Annotated in this window: 9 protein-coding genes and 2 pseudogenes; all 11 read right to left on the bottom strand. The window is 58.8% G+C overall.

Annotated features, from left to right (window positions below; genetic code table 11):
* On the bottom strand, window positions 1-367 hold a 367-nt coding region (tssK, locus tag AACS24_RS09830; protein WP_181364362.1), incomplete at its 3' end, for a type VI secretion system baseplate subunit TssK.
* A 2-nt stretch (window positions 368-369) separates the two neighbouring features.
* Window positions 370-885, bottom strand: coding sequence for a type VI secretion system lipoprotein TssJ (tssJ, locus tag AACS24_RS09825; protein ID WP_041210858.1), 516 nt, complete (start codon window positions 883-885; stop codon window positions 370-372).
* Window positions 885-2114 carry a type VI secretion system-associated FHA domain protein TagH gene (gene tagH, locus AACS24_RS09820; protein WP_108573436.1) on the bottom strand — a complete coding sequence of 410 codons (1230 nt, stop codon included), beginning with the start codon at window positions 2112-2114 and terminating at the stop codon, window positions 885-887. Before tagH ends, tssJ begins: the two co-directional genes overlap by 1 nt.
* 2 nt (window positions 2115-2116) lie before the next feature.
* Window positions 2117-3115, bottom strand: coding sequence for a type VI secretion system baseplate subunit TssG (tssG, locus tag AACS24_RS09815; RefSeq protein ID WP_108573438.1), 999 nt, complete (start codon window positions 3113-3115; stop codon window positions 2117-2119).
* The gene (tssF, locus tag AACS24_RS09810; protein WP_108573434.1) at window positions 3079-4845 is read right to left on the bottom strand and encodes a type VI secretion system baseplate subunit TssF; all 1767 of its coding nucleotides are present in this window, start codon (window positions 4843-4845) and stop codon (window positions 3079-3081) included. Before tssF ends, tssG begins: the two co-directional genes overlap by 37 nt.
* A 3-nt stretch (window positions 4846-4848) precedes the next feature.
* A complete protein-coding gene (tssE, locus tag AACS24_RS09805; protein ID WP_033114642.1) occupies window positions 4849-5280 on the bottom strand; it encodes a type VI secretion system baseplate subunit TssE in 432 nt (143 codons plus the stop codon).
* Between the two features lie 6 nt (window positions 5281-5286).
* Window positions 5287-6768 carry a type VI secretion system contractile sheath large subunit gene (tssC, locus tag AACS24_RS09800; protein ID WP_033114641.1) on the bottom strand — a complete coding sequence of 494 codons (1482 nt, stop codon included), beginning with the start codon at window positions 6766-6768 and terminating at the stop codon, window positions 5287-5289.
* Between the two features lie 38 nt (window positions 6769-6806).
* Complete coding sequence (gene tssB, locus AACS24_RS09795) at window positions 6807-7310, bottom strand: type VI secretion system contractile sheath small subunit (RefSeq protein WP_033114640.1); 504 nt, start codon at window positions 7308-7310, stop codon at window positions 6807-6809.
* A gap of 691 nt (window positions 7311-8001) precedes the next feature.
* Complete coding sequence (locus AACS24_RS09790) at window positions 8002-9390, bottom strand: tetratricopeptide repeat protein (protein ID WP_375124756.1); 1389 nt, start codon at window positions 9388-9390, stop codon at window positions 8002-8004.
* Window positions 9391-9504: 114 nt separating this feature from the next.
* Window positions 9505-11445, bottom strand: a pseudogene (locus AACS24_RS09785) (type VI secretion system Vgr family protein); the annotation flags it as partial.
* Between the two features lie 333 nt (window positions 11446-11778).
* A pseudogene (locus AACS24_RS09780) lies at window positions 11779-11898 on the bottom strand (type VI secretion system tube protein Hcp); the annotation flags it as partial.

Here is an 11898-nt window from a genome sequence, read left to right as displayed (position 1 = left end):
GTCGGGTAGCGACCTGACCACCCTGCCCCACCTCGTTGACCCCGCTCACCGAGAGCGGCAACGCCAGATAGACCTTCTGGTTGGCGACCGAAGCGTCGGTGATCTCCAGCGGCGTCGGCAGCATATCGTCGTTCGGGATGTTGAACACGGTACCGTCCGGCAGGATGCCGGTGGCCCCCACCAGCGCGATGCGGCCAAAGCCGAGGTAATCCTCATTGATGGCGAGCGACTGCAAGCCATAGAAATAGTCGCTGAGCGCGCTCAGGCGAGCGTGCAGCGCGTAATCCGAATGTCTCTGTTGTTGCTGGAAGTGCTGGGGCTTGATAAAGAGCCCTTCACGCCAGATAACCCGATTTCGACTCGACATGGTTATTCTTCTTCTTTTTGTAGTTCCACTTCATCCAGGCGCAGGTGCACCAGGATTTGATAGGCCATTCCCTTGCTCTTGATCTTGATGACCTTGCGCCACTCGGCGCTGTCCGGATCGGCGTAGCGTGCAATCACGCCGATGTAACGGGTCTTCTCGTCGAGCTTGACGGGGGGCAGGTATTTGAACTGGCCGGGCAACAGGGTGTACTCCTGATGGTCGAGGTAGTTCTTGCCAAGGGCCTTCTCCACATCTGCCGTCACCTGGTCGTAGTCGGTGGCAAGCAGTTTGGAATCTTCCGCCAGCAGCACCACCTGAAACTCGATAGGTGCCGCCTCCCCGCTCTCGTTGGGGTTGACGTCAGGCTCGGCGACCAGACTCAGCCCGAGGGTAGAGGGCTGATCATTGTTGCTCCCCACCTGGATATCCGGGTTCATGGCGACGTCAGCCATCTTGCCCATGGTGGTACAACCGGCGAGGGTCAGCAGAGCCGCCCCCAGCATCAGCGCACGTATCATCAAATCAGTCCCTGTTGCTGACGCACGGCCTGGTCATACGCCTGGGCGTAAACCTGATGGAACAGCTTGTCGAACCCCTGCTGGCGGGCAGAGGTGAGCTCGCGGTAGTAGTGCTGGTACATGTTCCAGGCCCACCCTTCATCAGCCATACCCGGCGCGCCGCTGCGGCGGTATTGCTCGAACCGGCCGAGCAGGGCTTCCGGCGAGAAGGCCTGCAGGATGCTGTCAAGCGCCGCACTGATGGCCTGCTGGTTCGCCACGTGGTGAATACGCACGTTTTGCAGGCTCTCGGCCACCGCGGCCGGCGCGCTCAGGTGCACCGGGCTCTTCTGCTCGGCAAACAGCACAGCCAGGGTCTCGTCATAACCAAGGCCAAGACGCAGCGGGTTATCCTCAATCGGGCGCAAGTGCTTGTCGGCCAGCGCCGCCTGATCGTTTTGCAGCTGGAGCAGCCCCTCCACCATGGCCCGCATGGTCTTGCCCATCTCTTCAAGCATGTCGTGCGCCTGACGGGTATCTTCCAGTTGCAGGTTCTGACCAAGACCGCGCATCAGCGGCGTCAGTGCGACGTGATCGACTCCCTCTTGCGGCATGAAATCGGGATGGTTCTCGATGGTGGGCATATCCAGAAATTCTTGGTTCATGGTGTTCTCGACAGCAGAAAAAGGGGCAAGGGAGAGGGTGTCCATCTCCGGTTGAGGGTGCAGCTCGGCCTGCATGCGGCTCTCGGCCAGCGGATTGATGGCGCGCTCCTGTTGCAGGGCCAGCAAGGGGTCGACGGCGAGATGGCGCGGATCCGCCACACCGGCTGTTGGCTCCTCGCCCGCCAGCCACTCGTCAAGCTGCTCGGCCGGATGGGTTCCCAGCACCTGATGCAGGCTCTGCTCCGGCGTAATGGCCCCCAGATAGGCGCGCAGGCGGAACGGGCCGACGATGAGCTCGTCTCCCTGCTCCAGATGCACCTTGCGGGCCCGTCCGATGGGCGAGGTGGCACCGTTGATATAGGTCTGGCCGCTCAGATCGCACAGGCAGAAACGCCCATCGTTGAGCTCGACCCGGGCGTGAGCGGGCAGCACGGCCCCCAACCGATCCTTCAGTTGCCAGTCATCCTGCTCGGAAGCACCCAGGGTGCCGCCCATCTCGTCGAAGCGGTACTGCACCTGCTGGCGACCATCGAGCTGCTCGCTGTTGAGCACCACCAGGGAAAGTTGCTGATTAAACTCGTCCACATTCACTCCTGCACACATATGGTCACAAACGGCTCGCTCGGTGGCTGGCCGAGAAAGGTACTCCACCCCAGACGGGCGCTCTGCTCTTCACCGAGTCGCAGCCCCTTCGCCTGCTCCTGACCGAAGCCAAGACGCAGATCCCAAGCCAGCTGATCGCGCAAGATGAAGGAGACAAAGGTCACCAGCGACTGGAAGTGCTCCCCGTTCGGAAGAAATCCGAGAAACTGGCTGAAACTCAGGTTGTTGATCTTCAACAAAAACTTGCCGGCGCAATCATTCACCTTGTCGCCGATGACAAAATCACCGCCCAGAGTGGCGCAGGCCCCCCCCAGACGGTTTTGCTGATCCGGATGGATCGGCACCTTGCGCCACTGCCAGGCACTCACCTCTACCTCGGCCAGATCGAAACAGTGGGCCACCAGACCGGCCACCACCTCGGGCGAGCGGCTGGGACTTGCCAGCATGCCCGCATAGGAGAGCATCTTGGCCCGATTGACCGGCAGGCTCTGGCAGACGGCCTCGTTGCCAAGCCCCACCAGGGCAAACATCAGGCGGGAGAAGCCATCCTCACCGTTGTCCTGAAAACGGACGTGGTAGCGATACTTGCGCCAGATCCGGTGCAGCAGGGTCAGCAGACGGTGATGAAAGAAGTCGAGAAAGAGGCCGAGCTTCTGCTCCCCCTGGGCGTACTCCCACGCCAGCGAGTCGAGGTAGTAGCCAGGCATCGGCGACTGGCTGCCGTGCAGGCCGAGAAAAGCGACTTCAAGCTCGTGGCGCCCCTGCTCATCGCGGCCAAACTGCAGCACGTCGCTGGTGGGAAAGCCCAGCGATGCAGTCGCCTTGAAGCGGATCTTCTCGTCACCCGGCAGGTGGTCGAGACCACGCTCCTGATCCGCCCCCTCCAGCCGGTTGAGCAGCTCGACCAGCTGGAAGAAGTTGAAGCGCGGCGCCTCCCCTGCGCAGGTCACATCAGGGAGTGCTGACCGATCTGGACTGGCCATTGATAGCGCTCCTTGTTATCGAGATTGACCACCTCAAGCAGGTGGAAGGCGTTGACGCTGGCATAGAGCGAGAAGAAGTGCGCCAGCACGGTACTGAACAGATAGAGCTCCCCTTCGCTACCAAAGGCGGACTGGCGAATGGAGAGCACCGACTTGAGCCCCCGCACCGGCATGCCGCGTACCAGCCGGTCCACCGGCGTGGTCTCGATCTCCTCAATCCCCTCCAGCCGCTTGCGCGATGCCTGTTCCGCCTGCTTGTCATGCAGCGCCGGAAAGTCGTAGGTGCGCAGTACCTGCACCAGCGCATCGCGCCGCAGCAGGGAGACATAGTTGAGCGACAGGTTGGAAATCAGGGTCCAGTGCAGGCTGCCATCGAGAGCCGGACGCAGCGGCCGGGTTGGCCGGATCAGGTTGCGGAAGGTGGCAAACGAGGGGGAGCTGCCGGTCGGTACGCAGACGCTGCCGACCTTGAGGCGGGCGGCGCGGGAGCGGTTGGTACAGGTGAGCGTCACCGAGATGGACTCGTCCAGATCGTGGGCGATGGTCTCGTCCCCGCGCACAAACGACAGACTGTGCTCAAAGCCATCGCCGCTCACCGACTCCTTGACCCGCACCCGGTAGTAGAGCGCCAGCCGCTGTTTGGCCCGTTCAATCTGGTGCTGGAAACTTTCAAACGGCTGATAGATGCGCGGGGTGCCGCGGGAGCGCCCCAGATTGCCCTCGACCCACCCCTCGACCTTGTCGACTGAGAAAATTTCGAAGCTGTCGGCATGGCGATAGCTCGCCTTGAGCGGGTACTCCGCCTGACGGCCATTGAGATTGACCGGCTCGCTGTCGTGCTGGAACAGGTTGATGGCCGGCACGCAGTTGAGCATGAAAGAGTCGGGGCGGATCTTGAGCTCCGCCGGCAACGGCCGGTCGAAGCAGAAATGGATCTTGAACTCGCTGACCGGCAGCGGCTGCTTTGGCCACTCACCGCCCGAGAGCTCGAAGAAGAGGAAACTTTCCGGAAAGCAGAAGTACTCCTGCAGGATCCGGTAACCGGAATAGACATTGTTCGGATAGGGCAACAGCGCATCATCACGCTCGAAGCCGACCGGTTTCAGTGCCTTGGCTTCCTGACGGAACCGCTTGCCGTCGACCTCCAGCTCGATGTGGGAGAGCTGGTTGGAGAGCCAGAAATAGAGTTCATAGGCGGTGTAGCTGTCCCCGCCAAGAAAGAGACGCAGCTTGTCGAGCTGCAGCTCGCTCAGGGGAAGCGGTGCATGCAGGGCGATATCCAGCGAGATGGTGGAGAGATCGTTGCCACTTTGCGCCGAGATATGCTGGATGTCTGCGGGATAGACCCAGGCATCGTGACAAGTCTGGAAGTGGCAGGTCACACCATCTTGCGGCAGGCTGTCGAGCTGGCACCCCTGACTCACCAGCGCCGGCTGGGCGATGGCCCCCGGAATGACCGAGAACTGCATGATGGTCATGCTGGGCACGGGGCGCAGGTAGTTGGGCCAGAGCATATTGAGCAGACCGTGGGTCAGCTCGGGAAACTCATCCTCAATCTTGGCGCGCAGGTTGCCCGTGAGAAAGGCGAACCCTTCCAGCAGACGCTCCACGTCCGGATCGCTATTTTGCTCCGACAGAAAGCGGGTGAGTTCGGGATAGGCAGTGGCAAATTCGCGCCCTTGCAGGCGCAAAAAAGCCAGTTCATCCCTGAAGTAATGTTCCAGCGACATTGATCAGACCATGCGGTAGTGACGGTGACTGTCCATATGGACGTTGAACGAGGTAACGTGATCGATATGTTCCAGCCTGACGTGGGCGGTCACCAGAAACGACATCTCGAGCGGGCTCGACTGATAGTCGGGTGAACGTACATCCACATGTACGATCCGCGGTTCATACCGGCGGATGCATTGCCGGATCGCCTCCCGGATCCGTCCCTTGATATCGGCACTCCCCTGGGTAGCATCGTTAAGATCGATGACCCCCAGATCGGGCGCGCTGCGGCAGTTGCCGGGACGGGTGTTGAGGATCTGATCGAGTTGCCGTTTTACGGAATCGACCAGCACCTCCACTTCCGAACGGGGGGAGGAGCCATGCCCCTCCCCCCTGATGCGATCAAACAGACTGGCCGTATTTCCTCTATCCCAGGAAGAGAGATACGGCATCGGTCATTATTCCTTGTCCAGTCGACCTACCAGAGAGAGCTCGAAGCTCGCCCCCATGTACTTGAAGTGCGGGCGCACGGCCATGGCGACCTGATACCAGCCCGGCTCGCCTTCCACATCCAGCACCTTGATCTGGGCTGCACGCAGGGGGCGACGGCTGCGCACGTCTGCCGGCGGGTTCTCCTGATCGGCAACGTACTGCTTGATCCAGCCGTTCAGCTCGCGCTCCAGATCCTGACGCTCCTTCCAGGAGCCGATCTGCTCGCGCTGCAGCACTTTGATGTAGTGCGCCAGACGGTTGATGATGAACATGTAGGGCAGCTGGGTACCCAGCTTGTAGTTGGTCTCCGCCTCTTTGCCCTCTTTGGTGTTGGGGAACACCTTGGGCTTCTGTACCGAGTTGGCAGAGAAGAAGGCGGCGTTGTCGCTGTCCTTGCGCATGGTCAGGGTGATGAAACCCTCTTCGGAGAGCTCATACTCGCGACGGTCGGTGATGAGCACCTCGGTCGGGATCTTCGCCTGCAGCTGGCCCATCGCCTCATAGACGTGCACCGGCAGATCGTGGATGGCACCACCGCTCTGCGGGCCGATGATGTTCGGGCACCAGCGGTACTTGGCGAAGCTGTCGGTCAGGGAAGTGCCCATCAGATAGGCCGTGTTGCCCCACAGATAGTGGTCGTGATCCGAGCTGATATCTTCCTTGTAGTTGAAGCCCTTGATGGGGTTCTCGGTCGGATCGTAGGGCAGACGGGCCAGGAAACGCGGCGCAGTCAGACCCAGATAGCGGGAATCTTCCGATTCGCGCAGGGAACGCCATTTGGTGTAGGCCGGTCCTTCGAACACCGATTTCAGATCCTTGATGGAGGGCAGATCGGTGAAGCTGTCAACGCCGAAGAAGGCGGGGGCGACAGAGGAGATGAAGGGAGCGTGGGCCATGGCACCGACGGCACTGACATACTGCATCAGCTTGATGTCGGGCGAGCTGTGGGTAAAGGCGTAGTCACCAATCACGGCACCGATCGGCTGACCGCCGAACTGACCGTAGCCGGTTGAATAGACATGCTTGTAGAGACCGGACTGGGTGATCTCGGGCGAGAACTCGAAATCTTCCAGCAGCTCTTCCTTGGTGGCGTGCAGCACCTGGATCTTGATGTTCTCGCGAAAATCGGTGCGATCCACCAGGAGTTTGAGGGAGCGCCAGGAGGACTCCATCTCCTGCAGCTCTTTGGCGTGCAGGATGACGTCCATCTGCTTGCTCAGCTTCTTGTCGAGCTCGACAATCATGCTGTCAACCAGCGCCTTGTTGACCGGCTCGGCGGTAGAGCCGCTATCCAGAATATTGGCGATCAGGGCTGCAACGCCCTGCTTGGCGACGCTGTAACCCTCATCCACCGGAGTGATGCGAGCCTGCGCCATGATTTCGTCCAGCAGGGAGGACGAGGAGGCGACAGCTGCCCCCGCTTGAACCTGTTCTTCGACCAAAGACATGTTTTTTCCTTTCTCGTTCAGTCAATCCAACCCGGCGATCACTCGGCAGGCTTAATCAAATCCAGCTCCTTGAGCAGCTGCTCACGGGCTTCATCACTGGACAGCAGATCCTGCAAGCGGTTGCGGAAGGCAGGGATATTCCCCAACGGCCCTTTCAGGGCAACCAGTGCTTCGCGCAGTTCAAGCAGCTTGCGCAGCTCGGGAACCTGCTGGGCAACGCTGTCCGGGGTGAAATCTTCCAGAGACTGGATCTTGATCGAAACCGGCATCTCGTCCTGGCTGTTTTCTTCCAGGCGATTGGGAACGGAAAACTTCAGTTCCAGCGCGGATTCTTTCATGACTGAAGAGAAATTATTCTTGTCGATGGAGACGGTCTGGCGCTCCTCGATAGGGGTTTCTTCGGTACGCCCTTTCATATTACCAACCACCATCATGGTCAGCGGAAGTTCAATTTCCGCCTGCTGACCACCGGTTGCCGGTACATATTTGATATTGATACGCTCTTTGGGCGCAACAGTGGCGCCGTCAATTCCTTTTCCCATGCTCTAAATACCAAGTTAAGGGCCAACAAGGCCACAAAGCTTATAGTCAACACTTTCTCCGGCAACTGTAAAAAATGACAGTTGACGGTGCCATCGCTATTTTCGGTGGCAATAGCATTGACCAAGGATGCATTTTCGATATATCTCAAGCAATTGCTCTAATAATCAAAAACACAATATCCATCTTGTTATCTATACAACCCGATACGCCTCAACTCTTTGTTTGAGGTCATTTTGGCTTAAGAGCCATTTGCGCCGCATGGTATATGTCCATATATTGTCAAGTCAATGATTCATTTCTATCCACCAAGCAAAAAACAAATTCAACAGAAAATATAAACAAATAAAATCAACAACTTACACAAAAATATCTGTGTGTGCACTGCACGCGTTTATTACGGTAAGAAAATAACAACCCCCACTCAAAAAAGCCAACCGCAATAGCTGAATTTGCCGTCAGAAAACTCCCAAAAAAAAATGACAAAAAAAGAGGTGCGCGACAGCTTCTGTCGTCCACCTCTTCAAGAAAATCCGCGCATTTTGCTCACATCATCCCGCACAATCAATGAGCAGAAATCAGCTATCAGGCAATCAATGAGAGCACACCAAGGCTGCTCACTGATAATTAAATTCATAAACACCATTATCAGGAAGAATGGGAAACGCCAACTCCCCCTCAACATACTGTTTATCAACTGTCCAGTTGTTTACCTTTGGCAAGACGATCAAACCAGTGCTGCGCCAATTTTTGACCAGCGCTTTTCTCCTTTTCGGTCATCTCTTTTTCCAGTTCATTTCTCGCCTGGGTTGCCTCCTTGTTACCGTCGGTGGCAGCCAGCAAATACCATGCATAAGCATGCAGTCTGTTGCGAGGGGCACCCAGTCCCTGATCCCGCATCATCCCCATGCGATATTGCGCCTCCCGATGTCCGGCATTAGCCGCAAGCCGGTACTGTTTCAGGGCGAGACTATAATCCTCCTTGCCCCCCTGACCAAGACGCAGCATCTCGCCATAGGCGTATTGAGCATCGAGCTCACCCTGTTTGCTGGCCAGCGCGAACCCCTCACGGGCCAACTCCAGCTCCCCCCGCTCTTGCTGCAAAGTGGCCAACTCGACCTGTGCCTTGCTAATCCCCCCTTGCGCCGCCAGCGACAACCAGTGCTCCCGCGACGATGCATCGCTCTGCTGCAGGCTAAGCTGGTACTCCGCTTCATGGGCGCCGTTACCTGCCGCCAACTCCAGCCAGTAGCGTCCCAGTGCCGGATCGGCTGCGACCTGCTCACCCGCCAGATAGGCCATGCCAAGCCAGAGCTGGGCAGGTGCAGAACCGGCATTGGCGGCGCGTTGATAGGCCTCGAATGCCGTTCTGGGGCTTGCCTCGGAGGCAAGGACATAGAGAGCATCAGGGTGCTGCTGGGCTGCCGCCTTCTCGAACCAGCGCATGGCAATATCGGGACGTTTGACCACTCCCTTTCCCTGCTGATAACGCAGCGCAAGCTGATACTGGGCATCGCGGTTACCTTGCTCGGCTGACTTTTCCAACAACTCGATGGCATCCTGATCGGCTCCAGGCTGGCTGGCATACCATTCCCCCAGGATCAACTGGGCACCAGCGTGATCCTGCCTGGCCGCCCGCTCAAACCAGTCGAGACAGTCACTTGCCAGCTTGCCCTGATGTTCGCTGCGACAGGAAAGCCCCAACTGATAGCTGGCTTCACGATTGCCCAGCCGGGATGCTCGTTGCCACCACTGTTCCGCCAGTTGCGGGCTTTTCGGCTCGCCCAATCCCAACTGATACCAGTGGCCAACCTGCAGAGCGGCAGCTCCGCGAACCTTGTTATCGGCAGCCAGAGGACCACTCTGGCCTGCCGCCTGCTGCATCCAGTGCATGGCTTGCGGATAGTCGGGCTGCGCCGCCAGCCGTTTGGCGAGTTCATACTGCGCCTTGCCATTGCCCTGTTTTGCCTCTTTAGCAAGCTCGGCATCACTCACAGACGAGTTTGTCGTGGCACAACCGGCGAGCAGAGCGACAGCCAGCACGCACCATAAATTTTTTTTATTCATTTTGCTTTTTTGCATAAGTAAAAATAACGAACGAAGGGTGCCGGGCAATGACGATATGAAATCATCACCACCCGAAACACCCGTAAATGTGAAAATGGATGCCGCGCTGCATCAGCAGCCCCCCTAGCGAGGTTCCGGCACGACGGCTTTGGGTAACAGAGGCGCTTGGGTCGAACACCCGGAGCCAGATCCGGCAGCACCGCCCGAGTTCATCTTGATGGTGAGGCCAACCAGAGTGACCCCGCCCCCATCGACCTTGATAAAGCAGCCACCGACCTTGACGGTGATCTCTGACCCTGCCTCCAGAACCACCTTGGCACCACTCTTGACGTGCATCTCCTGCCCCGCCTGAACAAGCCAGCTTTGCCCCAGCTTCTGATGCATGGAGGAATCCACCGTCAGCGAATAGTCCGCCTTGATCTGGTCACGCTTCTCCCCCTCCACCGTCAGGTGGTCTTTGGCCTTGATGCGAGTCACCCGCTCGTTGTCGATGTCGGTGTGCTGGTCGTGCTTGATATGCCAAGCGGCATCATTTTCGATAAGCACGTTCAGGTCTTTCTGACCGTGGATATAAATCTCTTCCTGACCTGCCTGGTCTTCGAAGCGCAGCTCGTTAAAGCCCTCGCCCTTGTGGGTTTCGGTGCGCAGCACGGTGCGGGTCTTGTGGGCAGGCAGCTCATACGGCGGCCGGTTGGTGGCATGGAAGGTGCGACCGGTCACGATGGGCTGGTCGGGGTCTCCTTCCAGAAACGAGACGATGACTTCGTGGCCGATGCGCGGGATGGCCATCATGCCATACTGACCGCCTGCCCAACCTTGCGATACCCGAACCCAGCAGGAACTCTGGTCGTTGGAACTGCCGTAGCGGTCCCACGGGAATTGCAGCTTCACCCGGCCATGTTCGTCGCAGTAAATCTCCTCCCCCTCGGGACCCACCACCATGGCGATTTGCGGGCCATCCACCATCGGTTTGTAGGGCGCCTCGGGGCTACCGATGCGGGCACGCCAGGTGGTGCTCGCCTTCACCACACCAAATTCGTTGTGATAGACGGTCGGGCCGCTGCCGCCCTCTTCCTCCAGCGCCTGCGGTTGCTCACCGGTGTGGCGGATATGGACGATTTGCCAGTCGGTATTAAGGCTGCCGTTGGGGTGTTCGGTGAGTGAAAAGTGCTGGCCCGGCAGTAGCGCGGCGCAGTTGGACTTGCCACTGCCTGCCACCGCGTCATTGCGCAGCGCATCAAGCCGGTGCTGGGCAAAGGCCTTGCCGCTCGGGTCCTGCTTGTAGCGGCCCGGGTAGTCGAAGTGCTGGTAGGTGTCGCGCTGATGCTCGAGTTCGCTACCCTGCTTTTTGTGGGAGAGGCCATAAGCCGGCGTCTTGAAGCTGTAGTCTTTCAGCTCCACATCAGAGGGACGCACCGCCTCGCGGTAGTGGAACTGGCGGACATAGGCGCCCTGCTCGAGGCTGCGGTTGCCGAGGTTGAAGAAGAGCTCGGGGCCAGCAGTCAGGGCTGCCGCGTCGTCGGCAAAGACAATCTGGTGTTTGCCTTGCTCGAATTCGTGGAAGTAGAACAAGCCCTCTTCGGCAGCGAGGCGGTTCACAAAATCGAGGTCGGTCTCCCGATACTGGACGCAGTATTCGCGCTGGGCGTGCTCGTTTTTCAGGGCAAAGGCGTAGTCAGTGATGCCGTGCTCTTGCAGCAAAATAGAGAGAATTTCATCGGGCTTTTGCGCCTGAAAGATACGGGAGTTTTGGCGCAGCCCCAGCCGCCACAGGGCGGGTTTCACCTCAAGACTGTAACGGGTGCGGCGAAAGCCGCTGTCCCCTTGGGCAAACTCGCTCACTACCCCGCACACCCTGCGCTGCAGCTCGCCGTTATACCACACCATCAGCTCGCACGGCTGGTCCAGCACGGCGCCAAAGTCGACATCCGGCTGGCTGCTGGCCAGCTCAAGGCGCAGGTTGAACGGCCGGTTCAGCCCCTCGTCCAGCTGGAAACTCGCCACGACGAAGGTGCTCTCGGGCAGCGCCCCCACCTTGACGGTAAATTGCAATCCGGTTTGATTAGCCATGGCTCTCCCCTCTTGTCACGGCCACGCGATGTCTGCGCCCCTCTTCAAGACCCCAACCGCCAAACCACGCTACCGCCCTCTCCGGTGCCACAACGGGCAACCAAGATAGCGGCGAACACGGGTTACGGGCGGATTGGGTCTGCATCACAGGACACCCTTTAGTGCTTTGCCATCCCCCCGCATCAATCGAATGCGCAGCAGAGGGATGGCAAAACAGAAAAGCTCCGGCTACCTGAGCAAACCGGAGAAATACGGGCTAAGAGGGCCGGTTTGGCAACCGGCCCATAAGACACATAACTACTTGCAAGGAATACCAAAGTTTCAAAACGAGGATTAGGCCTCGATGGGCGCACGCCAGTCGTCCGCACCGGAAGTACCGGCAACGGTGTGTTCCCAGTCAATCTTGCGGTAAGCCATGGAGACCTGGATAAGCTGGGTGAAGTCAGACTTCGC

It is taken from the genome of Aeromonas sp. HMWF016, from assembly GCF_963878195.1.
Classification (GTDB): Bacteria; Pseudomonadota; Gammaproteobacteria; order Enterobacterales; family Aeromonadaceae; genus Aeromonas; species Aeromonas lacus.
Note: the sequence above shows the minus strand (reverse complement) of the source record. Positions and strands in the feature narration are given on the sequence as shown.